This window comes from Methylobacterium fujisawaense, assembly GCF_039619325.1.
Lineage (GTDB): Bacteria > Pseudomonadota > Alphaproteobacteria > Rhizobiales > Beijerinckiaceae > Methylobacterium > Methylobacterium fujisawaense.
In genome coordinates this window covers 4,070,020-4,090,965 of sequence record NZ_CP155000.1, presented here as the reverse complement: position 1 = coordinate 4,090,965, position 20,946 = coordinate 4,070,020, and the positions used below count along the sequence as shown (strand labels likewise).

22 protein-coding genes and 1 tRNA gene are annotated in these 20,946 nt (G+C 67.7%); 18 read left to right on the top strand and 5 right to left on the bottom strand.

What is annotated here, in order from left to right:
- Positions 1-44: 44 nt before the first annotated feature.
- Entirely contained in the window at positions 45-707 is a 663-nt protein-coding gene (locus tag ABC766_RS19445; protein WP_345819279.1) for a carboxymuconolactone decarboxylase family protein, read from the bottom strand.
- Between the two features lie 174 nt (positions 708-881).
- Between ABC766_RS19445 and ABC766_RS19440 the strand changes: the two genes are divergently transcribed.
- The 14 genes from ABC766_RS19440 to dxs all read left to right on the top strand — a co-directional run bounded on the left by ABC766_RS19440 (position 882) and on the right by dxs (position 11,156).
- Entirely contained in the window at positions 882-1,604 is a 723-nt protein-coding gene (locus ABC766_RS19440) for an SDR family NAD(P)-dependent oxidoreductase (protein WP_043348395.1), read from the top strand.
- Positions 1,601-2,788 carry a hypothetical protein gene (locus ABC766_RS19435; RefSeq protein ID WP_345819278.1) on the top strand — a complete coding sequence of 396 codons (1,188 nt, stop codon included), beginning with the start codon at positions 1,601-1,603 and terminating at the stop codon, positions 2,786-2,788. Before ABC766_RS19440 ends, ABC766_RS19435 begins: the two co-directional genes overlap by 4 nt.
- Entirely contained in the window at positions 2,785-3,288 is a 504-nt protein-coding gene (locus ABC766_RS19430) for an NUDIX hydrolase (protein WP_043386459.1), read from the top strand. The genes ABC766_RS19435 and ABC766_RS19430 overlap by 4 nt, the downstream gene beginning before the upstream one ends.
- The gene (locus ABC766_RS19425; RefSeq protein WP_043348384.1) at positions 3,285-3,755 is read left to right on the top strand and encodes a TIGR02301 family protein; all 471 of its coding nucleotides are present in this window, start codon (positions 3,285-3,287) and stop codon (positions 3,753-3,755) included. The genes ABC766_RS19430 and ABC766_RS19425 overlap by 4 nt, the downstream gene beginning before the upstream one ends.
- Before the next feature lie 159 nt (positions 3,756-3,914).
- Positions 3,915-4,169 carry a hypothetical protein gene (locus tag ABC766_RS19420; protein ID WP_012320917.1) on the top strand — a complete coding sequence of 85 codons (255 nt, stop codon included), beginning with the start codon at positions 3,915-3,917 and terminating at the stop codon, positions 4,167-4,169.
- A gap of 101 nt (positions 4,170-4,270) precedes the next feature.
- Positions 4,271-5,122 (top strand): folate-binding protein, encoded by an 852-nt coding sequence (locus ABC766_RS19415; RefSeq protein ID WP_345819276.1) that lies wholly within the window; start codon positions 4,271-4,273, stop codon positions 5,120-5,122.
- Positions 5,123-5,407: 285 nt separating this feature from the next.
- Complete coding sequence (locus tag ABC766_RS19410) at positions 5,408-5,818, top strand: DUF4440 domain-containing protein (protein WP_182593217.1); 411 nt, start codon at positions 5,408-5,410, stop codon at positions 5,816-5,818.
- A gap of 288 nt (positions 5,819-6,106) precedes the next feature.
- Entirely contained in the window at positions 6,107-6,520 is a 414-nt protein-coding gene (locus tag ABC766_RS19405; RefSeq protein ID WP_345819275.1) for an SRPBCC family protein, read from the top strand.
- A 154-nt stretch (positions 6,521-6,674) separates the two neighbouring features.
- Positions 6,675-6,878, top strand: a complete 204-nt coding sequence (locus ABC766_RS19400; RefSeq protein ID WP_345819274.1) for a hypothetical protein — start codon at positions 6,675-6,677, stop codon at positions 6,876-6,878.
- An 87-nt stretch (positions 6,879-6,965) separates the two neighbouring features.
- Complete coding sequence (locus ABC766_RS19395) at positions 6,966-7,580, top strand: DNA-3-methyladenine glycosylase I (protein ID WP_345819273.1); 615 nt, start codon at positions 6,966-6,968, stop codon at positions 7,578-7,580.
- Entirely contained in the window at positions 7,577-8,167 is a 591-nt protein-coding gene (locus ABC766_RS19390; protein WP_246410943.1) for a hydrolase, read from the top strand. Before ABC766_RS19395 ends, ABC766_RS19390 begins: the two co-directional genes overlap by 4 nt.
- 50 nt (positions 8,168-8,217) lie before the next feature.
- On the top strand, positions 8,218-8,730 hold the full coding sequence (locus tag ABC766_RS19385; protein ID WP_342142206.1) for a tyrosine phosphatase family protein: 513 nt from the start codon (positions 8,218-8,220) through the stop codon (positions 8,728-8,730).
- 127 nt (positions 8,731-8,857) lie between these two features.
- Positions 8,858-9,118 carry an exodeoxyribonuclease VII small subunit gene (locus ABC766_RS19380; protein ID WP_043348369.1) on the top strand — a complete coding sequence of 87 codons (261 nt, stop codon included), beginning with the start codon at positions 8,858-8,860 and terminating at the stop codon, positions 9,116-9,118.
- 43 nt (positions 9,119-9,161) lie between these two features.
- Entirely contained in the window at positions 9,162-11,156 is a 1,995-nt protein-coding gene (gene dxs / locus ABC766_RS19375; protein WP_345819272.1) for a 1-deoxy-D-xylulose-5-phosphate synthase, read from the top strand.
- Positions 11,157-11,324: 168 nt separating this feature from the next.
- Here the strand turns inward: dxs and ABC766_RS19370 are convergent, their stop codons facing one another.
- Complete coding sequence (locus tag ABC766_RS19370) at positions 11,325-12,461, bottom strand: tartrate dehydrogenase (RefSeq protein ID WP_342142279.1); 1,137 nt, start codon at positions 12,459-12,461, stop codon at positions 11,325-11,327.
- A gap of 104 nt (positions 12,462-12,565) precedes the next feature.
- Positions 12,566-14,494, bottom strand: a complete 1,929-nt coding sequence (locus ABC766_RS19365) for a chloride channel protein (RefSeq protein WP_236961958.1) — start codon at positions 14,492-14,494, stop codon at positions 12,566-12,568.
- A gap of 221 nt (positions 14,495-14,715) precedes the next feature.
- Here ABC766_RS19365 and ABC766_RS19360 point away from each other — a divergent pair.
- Positions 14,716-14,792, top strand: a tRNA-His gene (locus tag ABC766_RS19360).
- A 567-nt stretch (positions 14,793-15,359) separates the two neighbouring features.
- Positions 15,360-15,893, top strand: a complete 534-nt coding sequence (locus tag ABC766_RS19355) for an isochorismatase family protein (protein WP_342142278.1) — start codon at positions 15,360-15,362, stop codon at positions 15,891-15,893.
- Between the two features lie 55 nt (positions 15,894-15,948).
- Here ABC766_RS19355 and ABC766_RS19350 read toward each other — a convergent pair whose 3' ends face one another.
- Both ABC766_RS19350 and ABC766_RS19345 read right to left on the bottom strand, forming a co-directional pair.
- Complete coding sequence (locus ABC766_RS19350; protein ID WP_051044938.1) at positions 15,949-16,545, bottom strand: sigma-70 family RNA polymerase sigma factor; 597 nt, start codon at positions 16,543-16,545, stop codon at positions 15,949-15,951.
- Entirely contained in the window at positions 16,542-16,802 is a 261-nt protein-coding gene (locus ABC766_RS19345; protein ID WP_043388191.1) for a NepR family anti-sigma factor, read from the bottom strand. Before ABC766_RS19345 ends, ABC766_RS19350 begins: the two co-directional genes overlap by 4 nt.
- A 1,038-nt stretch (positions 16,803-17,840) precedes the next feature.
- Here ABC766_RS19345 and ABC766_RS19340 point away from each other — a divergent pair.
- Both ABC766_RS19340 and ABC766_RS19335 read left to right on the top strand, forming a co-directional pair.
- Complete coding sequence (locus ABC766_RS19340) at positions 17,841-20,255, top strand: DEAD/DEAH box helicase family protein (protein ID WP_345819271.1); 2,415 nt, start codon at positions 17,841-17,843, stop codon at positions 20,253-20,255.
- Positions 20,256-20,319: 64 nt separating this feature from the next.
- Positions 20,320-20,736 (top strand): hypothetical protein, encoded by a 417-nt coding sequence (locus ABC766_RS19335; protein ID WP_345819270.1) that lies wholly within the window; start codon positions 20,320-20,322, stop codon positions 20,734-20,736.
- Positions 20,737-20,946 lie beyond the last annotated feature (210 nt).

Genomic DNA, 20,946 nt, shown 5'->3' with positions numbered 1-20,946 from the left:
GGAATGGGCGGGCGGCACGTCGGGCGCCCGCACGGGGAGGACGGTTAGACCGAAGCGGCCGGCGCCACAAGCGGTGCGGGATCTTGGCTCAGGCCTGGCCGCGCGGGCGGCGCCGAAGCCGGCCCCACCAGCGGCGGCAGCGGAGGCGCCGCGGGCCCGCCCGCCGGCAGGGCCGTGCGCGCGACGTTCATCGTCATGGCGAGGAGCGCGTAGTAGCCGTTGATGCCGGCGAGATCGATCGCCCCCTGCTCGCCGAAGCGCGCCACCAGGGCCGCGTAGGTCGCGTCGCTCACCGCGCGGTTGCGCATCAGCTCGGTCGAGAACGCGTAGGCCAGCGCCTCGTCGGCGCTCATCGTGTCGGGGCGGCGTCCTTCGGCGAGCGCCTGCGCGGTCTCGGGGGCGACCCCGGCCTTCAGGGCGATGGGGTGGTGGATGGCCCACTCCACCGGCTGGCTCCATTCCCGCGCGACCACCAGGATCGCGAACTCGCTGACCCGGAGCGGCAGGACGCTGCCGTAGCGCAGGTACTGGCCCATCCGGCTCGCGCACAGCATCAGTTCGGGGCTGCGCAGGAGCGGCACGAACGGCCCGAAGACCGGGACGCCGCGCTCGGCCTGGAACGCGGCCGCGGCCTCGGCCTGCGCCGGGGACAGGCTGTCGGCCGCGATCTCCGGCATGCGCTCCGCGCTGGTCTGCCCGCTGGCCATGCGTTTCTCTCCCCTGCCTCGACCCCGACCCGCGGGGCGCTCTGGATTTCCGGCCCCCGTGCGCCTAGACCATTGAGGCTCACCGGCACGCACCGCGCCCGACCGGGCCGCGACCCCTGAACGCCAGCGAGGCTTACGGCTTTGGCCCTCCCCGTCAACGAACGCCGGCGCATCATGCTGCTCACGGGCGCGAGCCGGGGCATCGGTCACGCCACCGTCAAGCGCTTCTCGGCCGCGGGCTGGCGGGTGATCACCTGCTCGCGCCACGCCTTCCCGGAGAACTGCCCCTGGGAGATGGGGCCCGAGGACCACCTGCAGGTCGACCTTTCCGACGCGCAGGACACGGCCCGCGCCGTCGAGGAGGTGCGGGGCCGGCTCGCCGCCGAGGGCGGGGTTCTGCACGCGCTGGTCAACAATGCCGGCATCTCGCCGAAGGGGCCGGAGGGCGAGCGCCTCGGCGCCCTGGCCACCGAGTTCGACACGTGGCAGCGGGTGTTCCAGGTCAACCTGTTCGCCACGATCCTGCTGGCCCGAGGCCTGCGCGAGGAACTCGCCCGGGCCAAGGGCTCGGTCGTCAACGTGACGTCGATTGCCGGCTCGCGCGTCCATCCCTTCGCGGGGGCGGCCTACGGCACCTCCAAGGCGGCGCTCGCCGGCCTGACCCGCGAGATGGCCGCCGATTTCGGGCCGCTCGGCGTACGGGTGAACGCGATCTCGCCGGGCGAGATCGACACGTCGATCCTGTCGCCCGGCACCGAGAAGCTCGTCGAACAGATCCCGCAGCGCCGGCTGGGCACGCCGGACGAGGTCGCCAAGGCGATCTACTTCCTGTGCACCGAGGCCTCGTCCTACGTGAACGGCGCCGAACTCCACATCAACGGCGGCCAGCACGTTTGACCAGACCGGGCGCTTCCTCTGGCGCATCCTCGGGCACGGCGGCCGCGCGCCGGCACCCGGCGCCGGACCGCAGGCTCCGCGCCGTCGTCCTGGGCCTCATCGTGGGCGTCGCGCCCGTCGCGGGGGCGCGGGCCGAGCCCGGGATCCGGATCCTCGACCTGCCCTTCAAGGTGCGGGCGCTGCGCGGCTCGCGCAGCGAGGCCGCGGTCTCGGTGGCGACCTCCGGGCTCCTGCCGATCACCGGCGCCAAGACCGGTCCGCAGACCGGCGGCCAACAGGCCGGCGACGAGGAGAGCGCGCCGATCGCCGTAGTCTGGGGCGACGAGGGCGGCGCCGTGCTCGCCCTCGCCGAGGGCCGCGTCACCGTGCGGCCGATCGGCAAGGAGGCCGTCGAGGGGCTGACCGCCGCCGAGACGCCGCGCGGAGCCCTGCCGGGCTCGCGCCGGACGCTCTCGGGACCCCTGAGTGCCTATCTCACCGGGCGCACCCGCGCCCCCGACGGCGGCGCGGCCGCCGCGGTCCTGACGATCCGCGAGCGCCAGCCGATGGCGGTCAGCACCGATCCGAAGCCCGTGCCCGTGGCCACCGTGACGGTGCCGGCGGGGGGCGAGGCGGTGTTCGCGCCCCTGCGGCCGCGCCTGCTGCGCCTCGGGGGCCGGCCGGCGCTCCTGGCGGCGACGCTGTCGGGCGCGGATGCCGGAGGGCTCGCGCTGATCGACCGGCCCGCCGGCGATCCGGGCGCGGCCTGGGCCGTCACCGCCCGCACGCCCGCCCAGCCGGGACCACCGCTGAAGATCGTCGGCATCGCCGATTTCTCCGGGTCCGGCGAAAGCCAGGCCGCGACGGTCAGCGCCAAGGGCAGGCTCCAGCTCTGGACGCTCCGTCCCGACCGGATCGAGGCGGCCGGCGAGGCCGAGGGCTACGCGGCGGGCGACGGCGATTCGGATCTCGCCGTCACCACCCCGGCCGGCGGCGGCCCCGAACTCGTCCTGCCGGTGGCGGGCCGCCCGGAGATCGCCTTCGTGGCAGCCAAGGGCGGCCTGCGCGAGCGGGCGCGCGTGGCCCTGCCGGTTCCCGCCGAGACCGGCATCGTCGTCCTCGGCGAGGGCGCCGCGGCGCGGCTGCTCGTCGGCCTCGCCGACGGCCGGGTGGCCGTCGTGGCACCCGATGGAGGCACGCCGTGAGTGCGGGCGCACCGGATTCCGACAGCCGCCTGTTCCCGGCGCGGCCCTTCGTGGGCGCGTCGATCGCGGTGATCCGCGGCGACCGCGTCCTGCTGGCGGCGCGGGCCAACGAGCCGATGCGCGGCGTCTGGACCCTGCCGGGCGGCCTCGTGGAAGCGGGGGAATCCCTGGCCGAGGCGGCCCTGCGCGAATTGTCCGAGGAGGTCGGCCTGCCCGCGGAGGTTGTCGGCGTGCTCGCGCCCACCGAGATCATTCTCCGGGACGAAGCCGGCCGCGCCCGACATCACTACGTCGTCCACCCGCACGCCGCCCTGTGGCGCGGCGGCGAACCCGTGGCCGGCCCCGAGGCGCTGGGGACCCGGTGGGCGACGCTCGCGGAGGTCGCGACCCTTCCGACCACCCCGGGACTGGTCGACACCCTGCGCGAGGCCTTCGCGCGCGTGGATGCACATGTGGATGCACATCCTGCGCGGACGGGCGGCGGGGAGGCGACGGCGTGAGGCGGCCGACGACGATCCTGTGCCTGCTGGCGCTCCTCACCGGCCTGGTCTCCGGGCCCGCCCTGGCCCAGCAGCGTTCCGGCCGAGGGGCCGCGCCCGCCAAGGAAACCGCCCGGGAAGCCGCGAAAGAGGCCCCCAAGGAGGCGAACGCCCCCGCGGACGTGCCCGCCCCCTACGACCGGGACCTGCTGCGCATGTCCGAGATCATCGGGGCCCTGGCCTTCCTGCGCAACCTCTGCGGAGCGCCGGATGCGTCCGACTGGCCGGCCCGCATGAAAGCCCTGATCGAGTCCGAGGGCGTGACCCCGGTCCGCCGCGACCGCCTGGCCGGCGCCTATAACCGCGGCTACCGCGGCTATGCGCTCACCTACCGGGTCTGCACGCCGGCGGCCCACGAGGCCGCCGCCCGGTACGTCGCCGAGGGCGACCGGCTGTCGCATGCCCTGGCCGGCCGTTTCGGAGGGTGATGCAGGCGCAACACACGCACCGGCGATGCCGGCGAAACATCGGATTTGAGCGCCCGTGTTAACCGATCCGAAATTCTCGGCTGGCCGAGCCGCCGGGACCCGCCTATCATCCATTGCGTCCGCCGGGCCCCGTGTCCGGCGCAATGGAAGTATCCGGCTATGCAGCACAGCTCTCACACCGCCCCCATCGAGGTCGATGTCGAGGAGAAACGCGTCGCGCTGAGTTACGTCTCGGAAGCGTTCGCGGAAGGCTGCCTCGATGGTCTCGACGGTGACTGCATGGCCCAGGCCGCCCTGTTCGCGGCATTTCAGGAACTGGTGACCACGTACGGCGAGGAAGCCACCGCCCGGTACGCCGAAGGATTCCCGGAGCGCATCCGCGGGGGCGCCTTCACCACCACCCTGCAGCATTGAGCGTGTGAGCGCGGACGGTTGAGGCACGGGCGGTCAGCGACTACGTCCCGGGTCTGCGGTTCGGCGCGCCGGACCGCCCGCCGCCCGAGGAGCCGCCGCCCATGCCCGTTGCCCTGTTGCCGGACCGCGTCCTGGTCACCGTCGTGGGACCGGACGCCACGACGCTGCTCCAGGGCGTCCTGACCTGCAATGTCGAGACGCTCCAGCCCGGTGAGGCGCGCCTCGGCGCCCTGCTGACGCCGCAGGGCAAGATCCTGTTCGACTTCCTGGTCTCGCGGATTCCGGACGGCTTCCGGCTCGACGTGCAGGCCGACAAGGCTGCAGACCTCGCCAAGCGCCTGACGCTCTACCGTCTGCGCGCGCAGGCGACGATCGCCGCCGACCCGACCATCGCGGTGGCGGCCGTCTGGGCCGGCGCCGTCCCGCCCGCGGCCGAGGCGGTAGCGGATTCCCGCGCGGCCGATCTCGGCGCCCGCCTCTACGCCGCCGCGGGCGCCTTCTCGGCGGACGCGACGGAGGCCGATTACCACGCGCACCGGATCGCCCTCGGCGTTCCCGAAGGCGGACGCGACTACGCCTTCGGCGACGCCTTCCCGCACGAGGCGCTGATGGACCAGCTCGGCGGCGTCGACTTCCGCAAGGGCTGCTATGTCGGCCAGGAGGTGGTCTCGCGGATGCAGCACCGGGGCACGGCCCGGACCCGCATCCTGGCCGCAGCCTATCCCGACACCGCGCCCCAGCCCGGCACCGAGATCACGGCGGGCGGCAAGGGGCTCGGCACCACGGGCAGCGCCGCCGGAACCCGCGGCCTCGCCCTGGTCCGCATCGACCGCCTGGGCGACGCGCTGGCGGCCGGCGAGACCCCGCGGGCGGGCGAACGCCCCGTGACGCTGGAGCGCCCGGCCTACGCGACCTTCGCGATGCCGGACGTTGCGACGAGCGCGGCGGGCTGAGGCCGGATCGCATTCCGCGGGCGCCGCATACTCCGGGACAGGGGCCCCGCGTTACCGATCACAGCCCGATCCCGGGCATTCGCATCGGAGCACGATCAGCTTGCGCGTGGGGCGGCTTCCTGCGACCCCGGGGCGGCATGCCGGCATCCTCCGGCCGGCATCCCAGGCCGGCCCGGGGTCGATCGGGAGCCGTCCCCGACCTTCTGCCCTGAAGCGGATGCTCGCCTCCGAGCCGCAGCGACGGCCAGATCGGTCGCCTGGGCGGGGACATCGAGGAGGACGAGCATGACCTTCCAGGACGAGATCGCAGCGTTCTTCGCCAGCTACGTCGAGGCGTTCGCGCGCCGCGACGCCGATGCGTTGAGCGAGCTGTGGGAGCCGGTCGGACTGTTCCCGTCTCCGACCGGCAACTTCGCGTTGCCGAGGGAGGCATTTCGCGACCATTGCGTGACGCTCATGGACTTCTATCGCAAGCAGGGGGTCGTCCAGCCCCTGGGCGAACTCCGGTCGGCGGTGGAACTCTTCCCGAACGTCGCTCAGGCTCGGATGACCTATCGGATGCGGGGCGAGGGAGACGCACTCGTCGCCGAGTGGGACCACGTCTACATTCTGCGCCGCTCCGACCGCTGGCGCGTATCGTTGACGATCGCTGACGGTGAAATGGCGGCATGGGCCGCACGAGGGGCGCAACTCTGATTTGCGAATGTCGGGCGCTCGACGCCACACAGGACGCCTGTTGCTCAGGAGCCTCGCGAGAAAGCGGAAGCGCTGACAATCTCGGAAGGGTCGCGAGCAGGCGCGACGGCGATGTCCATTCCGGTGCGTTTGCCGCTCTGGAGCGGCGCCTCGCACGCCCCCCGCGCCGACATACGCGCCTTTGCACCCGCGACCGTCGTCGACATCATTTCGGAGGTTGCCGCCATAACTGATCTGATATGAGGTGCGCCCCTCGAAAGCTCGACATCGACGGGATTCAGACCACAAATGACTCAGAATCGGATCACCGTGGAAGCAACGGCTCCCGCACCCCTCGATGTCGCCTGGAAGGCCTATACATCGCCCGACCAGATCATGCAGTGGAACTTTGCCTCCGACGACTGGCATTGCCCAGCCGCAAGCGTCGACCTGAAGGAAGGTGGCAAGTTCACGTCCCGCATGGAGGCGAAGGACGGAAGCATGGGCTTCGATTTCGAGGGCACTTACACAAAGATTATTCCGAACACGCGAATCGAATATGCGTTTGGTGATCGCAATGCGGTGGTCGAGTTCACCCCATCGGGCGAGCAAACGCACGTAAAGATTGCGTTCGATCCCGACGAACAAGTCCCCCTCAACCACCAGCGCGACGGCTGGGCGGCCATTCTTGGAAACTTCTGCCAGCATGTCGGGAGGCGTTGAAGCCCGCCCAACGAGAACGACGACCGAGACCGCTGTCCGGCCGGAGCGGGCGTTTCCCTCCCGCCCCGACAACGCCAGTCCTGTGCCTTCCCTCTCATCCCTCGAGCGGACAGCCTGCAAGCGTTGAGGAGACCCTCCAGACGACCAGGAGAGGATGCTCGAAATCGAAGAGGACGATCTATCTCGCGAGCAGACACGCGCATTGCTGGCGCTTCATCGTGCAGGCCCGCATGCGTGCTCGCCGCCCGGCCACGTGTTCGCGCTCGATCTCTCAGGCTTGCAACCACCGGGCGTGACCGGGTTGACGTCGCAGAAGGCGTGCGCCGGCCATGCGACCGGACCACTCCCCCATGCGTGAAGCCGGAGCGGAGCGCGCCGCGACAGCCGCTGCGCGTTCCCCATTCCGACGATGGCGTTCCGCTCCTGTTCTCGTTAACGTGGCCGGATGTCCGAGACTGGCCTGATCGACCATTCCGACGGCTGCCCCCGCTGCTGGTGGGCCGGCCAAGACCCGCTCTATGTCGCCTATCACGACACCGAATGGGGCGTGCCCGAGTATGACGGCCGGGCCCTCTACGAGAAGCTGATCCTCGACGGCTTCCAGGCCGGCCTGTCCTGGATCACCATCCTGCGCCGCCGGGACGGGTTTCGCGACGCCTTTGCCGATTTCGATCCGGAGCGGATCGCCCGCTTCACCGAGGACGATGTCGCGCGGCTGATGGCCGACACCCGCATCATTCGCAACCGCGCCAAGATCCAGGGCACCATCGCGGGCGCCCGGGCTTGGCTGCGGATCGAGGACCAGGGCCCCGGCTTCTCGCGCTTCCTCTGGGATTTCGTCGACGGCCGGCCGATCCAGGGCAAAGCCCGGACCCGTGCGGAGATCGCCACCGAGACGCCGGTCTCCCAGGCGATCGGGAAGGCCCTGAAGGCGGAAGGCTTCTCCTTCTGCGGGCCGACCATCGTGCACGCCTTCATGCAGGCGGTGGGCATGGTCAACGACCACCTCGTCGGCTGCCACCGGCACGGACCCTGCGCCGAACTGGGCCGGCCCCGATGAGCGAGCCGCCGCGCGCCTGGCAGCGCATGCTCTCCGGCCGGCGCCTCGACCTCCTCGATCCGGCACCCGGGGACATCGAGATCGCCGACATCGCCCACGGCCTCGCCCGGGTCGCCCGCTGGAACGGCCAGACCCATGGGCCGCACGTCTTCTCGGTGGCCCAGCACAGCCTGCTGGTCGAGGCGGTGGGCCGCCATCTCGACGCCGCCTGCACCGATCCGGACGGGCTGGAACTCCTGCTGCACGACGCGCCGGAATATGTCGTGGGCGACATCATCTCGCCCCTGAAGGCCGCCCTCGGCGACGCCTATCGCGGCATCGAGCTGCGTCTGCTCGCCGCGGTCCGCCGCCGCTTCGGCCTGAACGCCCCGCTGCCGGCGCTCGCCCGTTTGGTGAAGCAGGCCGACCGGATCGCTGCCCATGTCGAGGCGGTGCGCCTCGCCGGTTTCGCCCGGGACGAGGCCGAACGCTATTTCGGCCCCGCCAGGGCGCTGCCCGAACCGGTGCTGGTCCTGGCCGAGCCGTGGCCGACCGCCGAGGCCGAGGCGCGGTTTCTCGCGCGATTCCACGCTCTGTGTCCGACCTGACGAATCTCCGCCCTCGATCCGTCACGATCGCAGGTCACTGGCGCCAGACCATGCCGACCCTCCACGTCTGTCCCCTCTCGCGTCTGCCCGAGACGGTCGCCGCCACCGATGCGAGCCACGTGCTCACGCTGATCAATGTCGGCACGCCGCTGGAGCGGCCGGCCGCGATTGCGGCGGAGAACCACGTCGTCATCGGGGTCAGCGACATCGCCGCGTCGCGCGACGGGCACGTTTTGCCGGCTGAAGAACATGTGGCCCGGGTGCTCGACTTCATTCGGGCGTGGCCGCGGGAGAAGCCGCTCGTCATCCACTGCTATGCCGGGATCAGCCGGTCGACAGCCGCCGCCTATATCGCAGCCTGCGCGCTGGCGCCGGAGCGCGACGAGACGGCGATCGCCGAGGCCCTGCGCGCAGCTTCGCCTTCGGCGACGCCCAACCCCCTGTTCGTGGCCATCGCCGACCGCATGCTCGGCCGCGACGGCCGCATGGTCGCGGCGATCGCGCGCATCGGTCGCGGCGCCGACGCCTTCGAGGGCACGCCGTTCAGCCTGGCGCTGGCGTGAGCCGAAGTGTGGCGCAAACGCCGCCGCGTGGCTCCAAAACGGTGCGGATCCGGCCGGCGGATTGGCCCCCCGGGTTGTGGGCACCGGGTTTCGCGCCGTACAACCACCCCCAAAGGAAGTATCTGGGATGAGTGCGAGCAGACCCGAGGGGGCCCCCGCCGCCGGCGACCTGCCCTTCGAGAAGGCGCTGGAACAGCTGGAGGAAATCGTTCGCCGGCTTGAGCGGGGCGACGTGCCCCTCGACGAATCGGTGGCGATCTATGAGCGCGGCGAGGTGCTGAAGAAGCATTGCGAGGCGCTGCTGAAGCGGGCCGAGGCCCGGATCCAGCGGATCACGCTGGGCTCCGATGGGCGGCCCGAGGGCGTTGCCCCACTCGACATGTCCTGAGGCTCGGCGGTCAAACCGATCCCATCCGTTAGAGGTTGATGCCGTGGCAATTACCCCCGAGCAGAGTGCGCTTCTCGATCGTGTCCCGAATCCTGCGGCGCTGCGGCGTCTTCCGGAATCGGATCTTCCGGCTGTTGCGGAGGCGGTGCGCGCCGAGATGATCGACGCGGTGTCGATCACCGGCGGCCATCTGGGCTCGGGGCTCGGCGTGGTCGAGCTGACGGTGGCGCTGCACCACGTGTTCGACACCCCCGACGACCGCATCGTCTGGGACGTCGGCCACCAGTGCTACCCGCACAAGATCCTGACCGAGCGCCGCGACCGCATCCGGACCCTGCGCCAGGGCGGGGGGCTGTCGGGCTTCACCAAGCGCAGCGAGAGCGTCTACGACCCGTTCGGCGCCGCCCATTCCTCGACCTCGATCTCGGCGGCGCTGGGCATGGCGGTCGCGCGCGACCTCGACAACGCCACCGCCAAGGTGAAGGGCCGCCCGCAGAAGCGCCGCAACGCCATCGCGGTGATCGGCGACGGCTCGATGTCGGCCGGCATGGCCTACGAGGCGCTCAACAATGCCGGCGCCCTGCACTCGCGCCTGATCGTCATCCTCAACGACAACGACATGTCGATCGCCCCGCCGGTGGGCGCCATGTCGGCCTATCTCGCGCGGCTGGCCTCGGGGGGCGCCTACCAGTCCCTGCGCGAGACCGCCAAGCAGCTCGGCAAGCTGCTGCCGAAGGCGCTCTACCAGCGCGCCGCGGCGGCCGAGGAATACGCCCGCTCGCTGGTGGTCGGCGGCGGCACCATGTTCGAGGAGATGGGCTTCCACTATGTCGGCCCGGTGGACGGGCACAATCTCGACCACCTGCTGCCGGTGCTCAAGAACGTCCGCGACGCCGAGCACGGCCCGATCCTGCTGCACGTCGTCACCCAGAAGGGCAAGGGCTACGCGCCGGCGGAGGCCAGCGCCGACCGCTACCACGGCGTGGTCAAGTTCGACGTGATCTCAGGGATCCAGGCCAAGGCCAAGCCGAACGCGCCGGCCTACACGCGGGTGTTCGGCGAGAGCCTGATCAAGGCGGCGGATGCCGACGACAAGGTGGTGGCGATCACCGCCGCCATGCCGGGCGGCACCGGCATCGACCTGTTCGGCAAGGCACATCCGGACAAGACCTTCGACGTGGGCATCGCCGAGCAGCACGCGGTGACGTTCGCGGGCGGCCTGGCCACCGAGGGCTACCGGCCGTTCGTGGCGATCTACTCGACGTTCCTGCAGCGGGCCTACGACCAGGTGGTGCACGACGTGGCGCTGCAGAACCTGCCGGTGCGGTTCTGCCTGGACCGGGCGGGTCTGGTGGGCGCGGACGGGGCGACGCATGCCGGCGCGTTCGACCTGGCGTATCTGTGCTGCCTGCCGAACATGACCGTGATGGCGGCCTCGGACGAGGCCGAGCTGGTGCACATGGTGGCCACCGCCCACGCGCACGATTCGGGCCCGATCGCCCTGCGCTACCCGCGCGGCGAGGGCGTGGGGGTCGAGCTTCCGGAGCGGGGCGAGGTGCTGGCGATCGGCAAGGGCCGGGTGGTGCGCCGGGACGCGGAGGCGCGGGTGGCGATCCTCAGCCTGGGCACGCGGCTGGCCGAGGCCGCGAAGGCGGCGGACACGCTGTCCGAGCAGGGCGTGGCGGTGACGGTGGCGGATGCGCGGTTCGCCAAGCCGCTGGACGAGGCGCTGATCTTGGATCTGGCGCGGGACCACGAGGTCCTGCTGACGATCGAGGAGGGCTCGCGGGGCGGGTTCGGCGCGATGGTGCTGCACCTGCTGTCGGAGACGGGCGCGCTGGACGCGGGCGGGGTCCGGGTGCGGACGCTGACGCTGCCGGACACCTACCAGGACCACGACAGCCCCGAGAAGATGTACGCCGAGGCCGGCCTCGACGCCAAAGCCATCGTCAAGGCCGCCCTCGATGCCCTGCCGGCGGCGTCCGGCAAGGCGGAGCCGGCCAGCAACGTGGTGAGCGTGCGCCGCCGTCCCCGCTGATCGCGCGTTTCGCGACGGCGCTCCGCCCCGCGCACCTCGTCCTGAGGGGCCGGAGCGGAGCGCAGGCCCCGAAGGCGCCTTCCGGAGGTCGCGCGATCTCCGGAGGGCGCCTGCGAGGCGGCTCCGCCGCACCCCAGGATGAGGGTGCGGCCGGGCGAACCCGCCTCCCTACCCCAGAGCCTGCGCCACCGCCTTGCCGCAGGCCTGCGTGTCGGCGTTGCCGCCGAGGTCGCGGGTGCGCAGGGTCCGCTCGGACAGCACCCGTTCGATCCCGCTGACGATCTCCCGGGCGGCTTCGTGCTCCCCGAGATGCTCCAGCATCATCGCCCCCGACCAGATCTGACCGATCGGGTTGGCGATCCCCTGGCCGGCGATGTCCGGCGCCGAGCCGTGGACCGGCTCGAACACGGACGGGTGCACCCGCTCCGGGTTGATGTTGCCCGACGGCGCGATGCCGATCGTGCCCGTGCAGGCGGGCCCCAGATCCGACAGGATGTCGCCGAACAGGTTGGAGGCCACCACCACGTCGAACCGGTCCGGGTTCAGGACGAAATGCGCGGTCAGGATGTCGATGTGGTACTGGTCCCACCGGACGTCCGGATAGGCCTCGGCCACCGCCTTCACCCGCTCGTCCCAGTACGGCATGGTGATCGAGATGCCGTTCGACTTCGTGGCCGAGGTCAGGTGCTTCTTCGGGCGCTTCTGGGCCAGCTCGAAGGCGAATTTCAGGATCCGATCGGTCCCGTGGCGGGTCATGATCGTCTCCTGCAGGGCGAATTCCCGGTCGGTGCCGGCGAACATCCGGCCGCCCGCGTTCGAGTACTCACCCTCGGTGTTCTCGCGGACCACCCAGAAGTCGATATCGCCCGGCTTGCGGTCCGCCAGCGGGCACTTCACCCCCGGCATCAGCCGCACCGGGCGCAGGTTGGCGTACTGGTCGAATTCCCGCCGGAACAGGATCAGGGAGCCCCAGAGCGAGATGTGGTCGGGCACCCGCTCGGGCATGCCGACGGCGCCGAAATAGATCGCGTCGTGGGTCTCGATCTGCGCCTTCCAATCCTCCGGCATCATCCGGCCGTGCTGCTCGTAGTAGTCGCAGCTCGCGAAATCGAACCAGTCGAGCTGGAGCGAGAAGCCGTGGCGCCTGGCCGCCTGCTCCAGCACGCGCACGCCCTCCGGCACCACCTCCTTGCCGATACCGTCGCCGGGAATGACGGCGATGCGGTAGCGGCGGGGCGGGCTGGTCGGGTGGCCGGGTTTATCTGGACCGGGTTTTTCTTGGCCGGGTTTTTCTTGGCCGGGCATATGTCCTCCACGCATGTCGGAGATCGGGCTTTTGCTGAGCCCGGATCGGAGACGTCAGGGTGATTGTTGCACCCGGGCGTGCGGTCAACACGCCGGCCTGACAATCAGTCGGTTTCGCCCGCCATCGCCCGGCGCTGGCGGTCGAGTTCCTCGCTGTAGCGTTTCAGCGTGTGGCTCTCGGTGAGCAGGCCCAGCACCTTCCGGCTCTCGGCACTCTCGACGACTGCGAGCGCCTCGCTCTCCGTGCGGTCGAAGGCGGCGGCGGCGTCCTTGGCGTTCATGCCCGGCGTGAGGAAATCGTCCCCATGGAGGAGCAGGTCGGCGAGCACGGGCTGCGCGTCGGCGCCGGAATCCCGAGACGCCGCGTGCGCCTCGGGCACGTTCACGATGCCGGCATAGCGCCCGCCCCCGTCCACGGCGATCACCCGAGAGGGCGAGCCGAGGGGATGGGCACGCAGGAAGGTGGGCAGCGGCGTATCCACCGCCACGGTCCCGGGATTGCGGCGCATCAGCCGGCCGACGGTGAGCGAGCGGATCCAGCCGACATCGTGGGGGCTGCGGATGCTCTCGCCGCGCAGGTGGAAGCGCCAGGTGGCGAAGGAGTAGCCGAAGGTCTTGCGCACGGTGAGCGAGGACGCGATCACCGCCGCCAGCACGACGCCGGTGATCGGCAGGCTACCGGTGACCTCCAGCGCCAGGAACGTCATGGTCAGCGGACCGCCGATGATCGCGACGGCCAGGGCGCTCATGCCGATCACCGCGTAGGCCAGGGGCGTGAGGCCGAAATCCGCGAGCGGCGGCACCAGCACGGGGGCGAGGGCGGCGAACAGCTTGCCGGCGATGGCGCCCAGGAACAGGGACGCGAAGAACAGACCGCCCCGGAACCCCGAGCCGATCGAGATCGCCGAGGCCACCGCCTTGGCGGCGAACAGCCCGGCCAGGGCGGCGATGCCGTGTCCCTGCCCTTCGGCGGCGAAGTGCATGTGCAGGGCGCCGTGACCGCCCGAGAGCACCTGCGGCGTCGCCAGCAGCGCCAGCGCGCCGACGCACAGCCCCCCGAAGGCGGGCGCCGCCACCCGCGGGACGCCCGAGGCCTGGACGAGGCGCTCGACCAGGGTGACCCCGCGCATGATCAGGATGCCGAGGCCCGCACAGACCAGCCCGAGGGCGAGGCTCGGCAGGATCTCCAGGCTGGTGACGTGCGAGGTCGTGACCGCCTGCATGTCCCCGAGATCGACGAGCGGCTGGGCCTCGATCAGCGACCGGGAGATCAGGTTGCCGCACAGGGCCGCGACGATCACGGGCGTCAGGGTGGCGATGGAGTAGGTGCCGATGATCAGTTCGAAGGCGTAGAAGGCGCCGGCGAGCGGCGCGCCGAAGCCGGCCGCGATGGCCCCGGCCGCACCGCAGCCCACCAGGGTGCGCAGGTCGCTGCGCCGCACCTCGAAGGCGATGCCGAGCCGCGAGGCGAGGCCGGAGGCGATCTGTGTGTAGCCGGCTTCGAGCCCCACCGAGGCGCCGGACCCGTTCGAGATGACGTTCTGGAGTGCGAGGTAGAGGCTGTCGCGCAGGGACATCCGGCCGCCATGCAGGGCGTTCGCCTCGATCGGGTCGATGGCGGGGCGCTTGCGCGGGCCGCGGACGTAGTTGGCGGCGACGATCAGCAGGCCGAGCACGCCGCCGCCCAGGCAGGGGCCCACGAGGAGGAGCACCGGCGACACGGCATCGACGGCGCTGAGGCGCGCCCCCGCGGGCAGCTGGTAGAGCCCCTCGCGCAGGGTCTGGGTGATCCAGGTCATGGCGGAGACCGCCACGCCGGCGACGCAGCCCACCAGGGTCGCCAGGGCGACGAGGCCGCCTTCGCTCCGGCGAACGAGGCTGCGCAGCCGTCCGGGGGCCTGGATGAGGCCGATCCCGGCCCAACGGCGACGGGTCCGCCGGCTCGGCCGGACGGCCGATCGGGCCGGGACGTCGGCCGATCCGTCGCCGGGCGCCCTGCCCCCGCCGGCGCCCGCTGGCTGTCGCGCGCTCACGGTCCGCCTCTTCGCCTCCGGTCGGTTCGACTGGCGGGGCCGACGCGTCGACCCCGCCGTCGCAGTTACAGCCGGGGTCGATCCCGTTGCAAACGGGCGCGTGCCGCAGGGGCGCTGCCGGCCCGGCGCGGGGGAGCCGGACGGCGCTATCCACGGAGTCGAAATCCCGTGCACACATCGCCTTGAAAACTGCCGCGGCCCACGATACACCCCGCGCCAGTGCCGCCGTAGCTCAGTTGGTTAGAGCACCAGATTGTGGATCTGGGGGTCCCCCGTTCGAGCCGGGGCGGTGGTACCATTCATTCAGCTCGACAGCGCAAGGGGTTGGCGGATCGCCGGCCCCTTTTGCTTTGGGGGGGTGCATCCGGCGCCTCCCGGATCCGGCGTTCTCGCCGAACGAGCGTCTCGGGACGACCGCACAGCCCGGGCGATCCCGGCGGTCTCAGGCGTGCTTGGGCGCGGCGTGCGGGAGATCGTCCACCGCGCGCCGCGGATGGCCTAGCGCGACGGCGGATGCGGGGCGAGCCGGCCCGGGATGGACGCCATGGTGCAGCGGCGGCAGCCCGGCCTCGCATCACCCTCGAGGCGCCCCGGGCCGTCGGGAGAGTGGGGGCGCGCCCCGCCCTCCGGCCGGCAGCGGTGGCGACCTCAGCCCGCGTCGGATATCGCACGTCCGATCGGCCTCGCGGGCACGCCTGCCGGATCGGACGGGTGCCGGGTCGCGCGGTCGCCGGCCCCGGTGAGCGGATGGCCGATGGTCCGGCATGCCCAATCCGGCAGGCAGGCAGCCGCAGCACCACATGAGCGGACCGGACGTCCGACCGAACCCGTTCCGGCGTGCGCGCCCCATGCGAGATCCGAACCGATGCCCCTGATCGATCCCGCTCGCTCGCTTCTCCTGATCATCGACGTTCAGGTCCGGCTGATGCCGGTGATCGCCGACGGAGCCGGAATCCTGGCCAATACGGGCCGCCTCGCCGCCGCCGCGCATCGCCTCGACGTCCCGATCATGGTCACCGAGCAGAATGCCGGTGGCCTCGGCCCCACCGTGCCGGAACTGGCGCCCGAGCCCGGGACGGCCTTCCCCAAGATGAGCTTCAGTGCCACCCGGACGCCGGGCTTCCTCGGGCGGCTGCCCGCGGATCGGGACCTCGTGGTCACCGGCTGCGAGGCGCATATCTGCGTGCTGCAGACCGTTCTCGGGCTTCTCGAGGCCGGGCGCCGCGCCTGCGTGGTGTGCGATGCCGTGGGTTCGCGGCGGACGGAGAGCCGGGCGGCCGCGCTCACCCGGATGGCCGCCCACGGGGCCGAGATCGTCACCACCGAGATGGTGGTGTTCGAGTGGCTCGGCACGGCGCGCCACCCGCGGTTCCGCGAGATCATGACGCTCATCAAGTAGGCGCCGGCGCGGCTCCCGGCCCGCCGAGCCGGCATCCCCTTCGACGGTAAGCGGCCTAGGGACCGTCCAGGGCCGCACGGGTCTGCGCGTCGGGACCGATATCGTCGGCGCCGTTCATGCCCAGAACCTCGATCAGGCGCATCCGGGCGCGGCTGACCCGGCTCTTGATCGTGCCGACGGCGACGCCGCAGATCGCCGCGGCCTCCTCGTAGGTGAAGCTCTGGGCGCCGACCAGGACCAGCGCCTCGCGCTGAGCCGGCGGCAGACGGTTCAGGGCGCTCTGGAACTGCGCCATCTCCATCCGGATCTCCTGCTCCGGGAGGGCGCTGAGCCGCCCGGCATGCACGCCGTCGGCATCCTCCACCTCGCGCTTGCGCTTGCGCTGCTCGGAATAGAACAGGTTCCGCAGGATCGTGAACAGCCACGCGGTCAGGTTGGTCCCGCGGCGGAAGCTGGCGGCGTTGATCCACGCGCGCACCAGCGTGTCCTGCACGAGATCGTCCGAGCGGTCGAGGTCGTAGGTCAGCGAGAACGCGAAGGCCCGCAGGGCCGGGATCGCGCCCAGAAGGAGGTCGCGCATCTCCGCATCGGCCCCGACGGGCGCCGGACCGGATCCGCTCCCCGCGGGGGCGGCTTGCAGCATCAGGGTCATTGCGAGGCCTCCGTGTCGGAGCAGGCGGCGAGGTCGTCGAGCAGCGTCCGGAGCCGGTCCGGAATCGGCAGCGCCAGCACCCCGGCGTAGTGCAGGCGCAGGCCGCGCCCGATCCGGTCCCGCGCCGCGCCGTCGATCAAACGACCGGGCGCACCGGCCCGCCGCGCCGGGCGCGGCCCGACCGCGGCGCATCCCTCGGTCGCATCCGGCGCTCCGGCGGAGCCCGCCCTCGCCCGATCGTCCTCGTTCCCTGACATGGTCGCGCCCCCTGCCGTGCCCGATGCGGCCCCGGAGGCCCGGCCTCCGCCGGACCGGTCTCGGCGCGGCGGAGACGCATCTCATCGCTGTCCGGCAGGGCTGGTAGGCGCGACGGATTTAATCGGCTCTGAACTGCGCATTCATCTAATTTTAATTATCAAATGGCCCAGCTTGGGCGGAATTTTCAGAATATATACTCAGTTACAATTCAGAAATACTTGTTTTCAGCTTGGCTGTACCGAGGATGCGCGGAGGCACCTGAACGGACGCTGACCGCGCTCCGGGCCGCCTGTCCGACCGGGCGCGGTCTCGCTCCTCCCGAAACCGAACGGGCCGCGACCAGACCCGTCCTAGCGCGCCCCCGCGCGCGGGTCCGTCGACGGAAGACCCGGTCCCGGGATTCTTCCAGGGGGAGGCGATTCGAAGGGGCGATGTCCCGACCGCTGCGTGAGGAGAGCGGTCGCCGCGCTCCGGGAGCAGGCCCAACCCACTCTGAGCGCGCGGAAAACGTCTGGTGCCGGTGGAGAGGATCGAACTCCCGATTTACGGTATAACCACCGCCGATTTACCGTCGATTACAGAGTTAAGACGTTTTCAGAACGACAACCGATGTACCGCCTTGTGGGAGAGTTCTGTGTGATCGTCAAGCCTAACCTAGGATCATCGTTCGCGTACCGATTTCCAAGGCCTCTGAATACGGCCGACGGTGAAAAATAGTCGGCCTATAGTCAGCCAAGGGTTCGGGCCAGCAAAACCCATATAACGGTTATGTCCGGCTGGTTTTGGATTCCTGAATGGCTCGGCAATAACAGTTATGACAAAACAAAAATCTATGGTTTTTCGACGCACAACTTGGGGTGCGCTTGACAATAAGTAAATATCATGGTAGATTAACGGCATACTTGATGAATGCTCTCAGGTAGATCGACGGCTTAGGCGGTTGTCTGAGCCTATTTCCACATTGCCGCTCACGTTCAAGTTCGAATCCTATTTCAGACTCGCTCTTTGTATAGTGGCTCAACGATAAGCTGAACAATTTGACCTACATAAACTATGCCGGAACAAGAGCCGGTGCTGGTAAGACCTACGCCTATTCTGCTATTGCGGCAGAAAGATCGAAGAACAATCGCAATACGATAATCTTGTCGCCGACGATCAAGCTCATAACAGAAACTGAGAAAGCAGTAAGGTCGGCGGGATCGAATTGCCGTATCATCAAGATACACAGTGATGATGGCGAAGAAGTTGCTACGATTGCCAGGGTTCTTGACTACCTTGAACACCAAGCAAGGCCCGGCGACATTCTTCTTATAACTCAACAATGTTTCCTTGGTCTACCGTACTTCCATCATAAATCAAAATGGCGATTGCTGGTCGACGAAGATATTCCTGTATTTATCAGTGAGACACTCAACTTACCTGACAATCATAATCTAATAACCGACCATATTGAGTTGGGAGAGGCGGGGCCAAACTACGCCCGAGTGAAGATAGTCGGCAAGACAGCACTTAAACGCATCGTCGACAACAAGAACAAGGATGAGATTTGGTCCAGCTTGCGACCTATGTGCTCACTATTGTTACGTGGCGATTGTGAGTGCTACGTCAATTCCAAGCAACTGAACGATCTGAAATCTGACCTCAAATCGAAAGGGCAACTCACCGTCTATGCGTTCCGAAAGCCCAATAGGTTTTTGGGTTTTGATGGGGTGACGATAGCTTCGGCGTGGTTCGAAGACTCACTCACGTACCATCACTGGAAGAACCATGGCGTGAACTGGCAGGAGGATGATGACGTTAAGCGATCCATCCTGAGGCCACTGCACCCTGAGAATCCTCGGCTCACCATCTTCTACGGTTATGAGGGGCGAAACTCCAAGAACCTACGGAACCGATTGGAAGAACAGGGGAACGGCGAACTAAGGGACGCTATCAAACGGCTGATGGCGGGTGAGCGGTTCTTGTGGGTTGAGAACAAGGACAGGGCCGATACCAGCGTTCTCAGGGGATGTGGGAATGGGAAGCCCCTACCGCCCGTTTCCGCAGGTCTGAACGGCTACAGCGCCTACCGGAACGCTGCTGTTCTGATGGCTACCAACTATGACCCGGGCCAATCCGAAATCCTGAAACAGGTAATCGGGTTCGACGGTCATAAGCAAGCACGGGCGATGGTGATTAACCTCTACCAAGCCTTCATGAGGACCGCTCTGAGGAAAGATGAGATAGAGGAAGAAGCCAAGTGGGTGGTTCCCTGTCTCGAAGAAGCACAACTGTTATCGGAGCGGTTCCCTGGGTCAGTAGTGAAGCCCTTGGGTCTCGCGCCACTACCTGAAAGGAAGTCTGGACGGCCAAGGAGATTCGCCACTGACAACGACAGGAAACGTGATTCTGAGCGACGGAGGAAGGAAGAATTAACGCGGAGCGTGGGCTTCGCCCGTAATCTCGCACCTGATTTGCTTGAGAGAGTCGTTTTTTTGAATCAACAGGACGAAACCACTTATAGATCTATAGGTCATTTCGTCCGAGATTTCAGAGGCTCATACTTCAAGACATGGTTCGAAACTGATCCATCCTGCATCACAATGACGGAGAACCGATTCATTGGTTACTTGAAAAAAAGATCCAAAGATGTCTACTTCCAAAAAAACGACATACCTTGCATTGCCGGCGCGCTATTCGACCCCGCACTCACGAATAATAAGAACACCCGATATGACGGTAACGTGGTTCTCTCTCGGGGGATATGGCTGGATATTGAAGATGGGGCTCTCACACCCAAGGTCTTTGAACAAGCTTTCCCAACAATCCCCTTCGTCGCGTTCAGCACCTTCAATCACACAAAACAAAAACCACGGTTCAGGATTTACATTCCAACGGATAGACCGATGTTATTTGAAGAAAGTGTTGCAATGTATCATGAAATAAGGTATAGTCTTAAAACTCAAGGATGGATGAACGGCAAGAGAACCGCGAAGCGATGCGTAAACATTGATCGTCCGTTTGATGGGATCGATTGTAGGCCGAACCCATCGCAGCTTTCCGTTCTTCCCTGCCAGTCTCAAGATCGCAAAGCCAGCTTCTTCATCGACAGCACCAAGGGGAAAGAGCCTCTGAACGTCGACCTGTGGCTTGAACAGCGGTCATGGTTCGAAGGCGATGATGAGTTTTATGACCTTCCCACTGTCCCTGACGATTGCGAAGCGACGGAATTAACACCAGAACAGATGGTCATTATCAAGGCCACGACAGACAGATGGGAGATTTTCGGGAGGCAAAACGGGAATGGTGATGCTGGTATCTTCGCCCTCTACCTTGAGCTTAGACGGGCACGCATCTCTATAACAGATATGGAATGGCGTTTGTATCGTGCCGCCGAACAATCATCAACACCGAAGGACAGAAAGGACCAAGTCCGAAGGCTAATTCAAAATTTAAGACGCAAAACCATCTAACATCATAAGGGGCCGGAATTTCTGATTAACCTATCGTTCCGGCCTCGCTCAGAAATACAAATTTTTGATCGAGAAAGTCCGTTTCACAGTGCCAAACCCAAATTACGAATACATTTATGAAATTCTCACCCGCGCTTACGATCATAGAAATTGCGATTTTATGTTCGTTTTGCGTAACATTCTTTATAGAGGGTCAGAAGAAGCAAACTACTTGTCATTTCAATTCGACGACGATGACGGTGAGCGATTCAGACAGGTAAAGATCTACCTTGAAGGGATCATTTTGGACCTGCCTGATATGCTGGATCATCAAGGCAACGTCCTTGCTCATTGCCGGTCTACCATCCTCGAGGCTGTTACCCTATCACGCTACCTCATTGCTATAGAGCGTGCGCAGACAGCCTCACAATTGGACATGCTGGAAGAACGGCTTGAGGGTTGTCCTTGCTCGGATTGCCACGGCGCGTTGAAGGTGGCCTAGGCGACTTAGGAGAGCCGCAGGGCATCATCCCTTCTGCGGTGTCTCTACCGAGGGTGCATAGCGTTTCGGGACCGTCACTGGCGCCCTCTCGGATACGCGGGGACCACTAAAGGCTTCCGACCACACCCATGCCTTTGGCGGTCTGTAGGCTCATAGGATCGTTAGGGAGCCTAGATCCTCCCTCAGAATTACCCTCGGCCCCAGGATGGC

Coding starts and splice junctions, on each gene's coding strand:
- ABC766_RS19420 (WP_012320917.1), top strand. CDS start 3,915: ATGCAGCACAGCTCTCACACCGCCCCCATCGAGGTCGATGTCGAGGAG.
- ABC766_RS19350 (WP_051044938.1), bottom strand. CDS start 16,545: ATGACCCTGATGCTGCAAGCCGCCCCCGCGGGGAGCGGATCCGGTCCG.
- ABC766_RS19445 (WP_345819279.1), bottom strand. CDS start 707: ATGGCCAGCGGGCAGACCAGCGCGGAGCGCATGCCGGAGATCGCGGCC.
- ABC766_RS19385 (WP_342142206.1), top strand. CDS start 8,218: ATGCCGACCCTCCACGTCTGTCCCCTCTCGCGTCTGCCCGAGACGGTC.
- ABC766_RS19440 (WP_043348395.1), top strand. CDS start 882: ATGCTGCTCACGGGCGCGAGCCGGGGCATCGGTCACGCCACCGTCAAG.
- ABC766_RS19405 (WP_345819275.1), top strand. CDS start 6,107: ATGACTCAGAATCGGATCACCGTGGAAGCAACGGCTCCCGCACCCCTC.
- ABC766_RS19390 (WP_246410943.1), top strand. CDS start 7,577: ATGAGCGAGCCGCCGCGCGCCTGGCAGCGCATGCTCTCCGGCCGGCGC.
- ABC766_RS19345 (WP_043388191.1), bottom strand. CDS start 16,802: ATGTCAGGGAACGAGGACGATCGGGCGAGGGCGGGCTCCGCCGGAGCG.
- ABC766_RS19415 (WP_345819276.1), top strand. CDS start 4,271: ATGCCCGTTGCCCTGTTGCCGGACCGCGTCCTGGTCACCGTCGTGGGA.
- ABC766_RS19400 (WP_345819274.1), top strand. CDS start 6,675: ATGCTCGAAATCGAAGAGGACGATCTATCTCGCGAGCAGACACGCGCA.
- ABC766_RS19410 (WP_182593217.1), top strand. CDS start 5,408: ATGACCTTCCAGGACGAGATCGCAGCGTTCTTCGCCAGCTACGTCGAG.
- ABC766_RS19355 (WP_342142278.1), top strand. CDS start 15,360: ATGCCCCTGATCGATCCCGCTCGCTCGCTTCTCCTGATCATCGACGTT.
- ABC766_RS19370 (WP_342142279.1), bottom strand. CDS start 12,461: ATGCCCGGCCAAGAAAAACCCGGCCAAGAAAAACCCGGTCCAGATAAA.
- ABC766_RS19395 (WP_345819273.1), top strand. CDS start 6,966: ATGTCCGAGACTGGCCTGATCGACCATTCCGACGGCTGCCCCCGCTGC.
- ABC766_RS19380 (WP_043348369.1), top strand. CDS start 8,858: ATGAGTGCGAGCAGACCCGAGGGGGCCCCCGCCGCCGGCGACCTGCCC.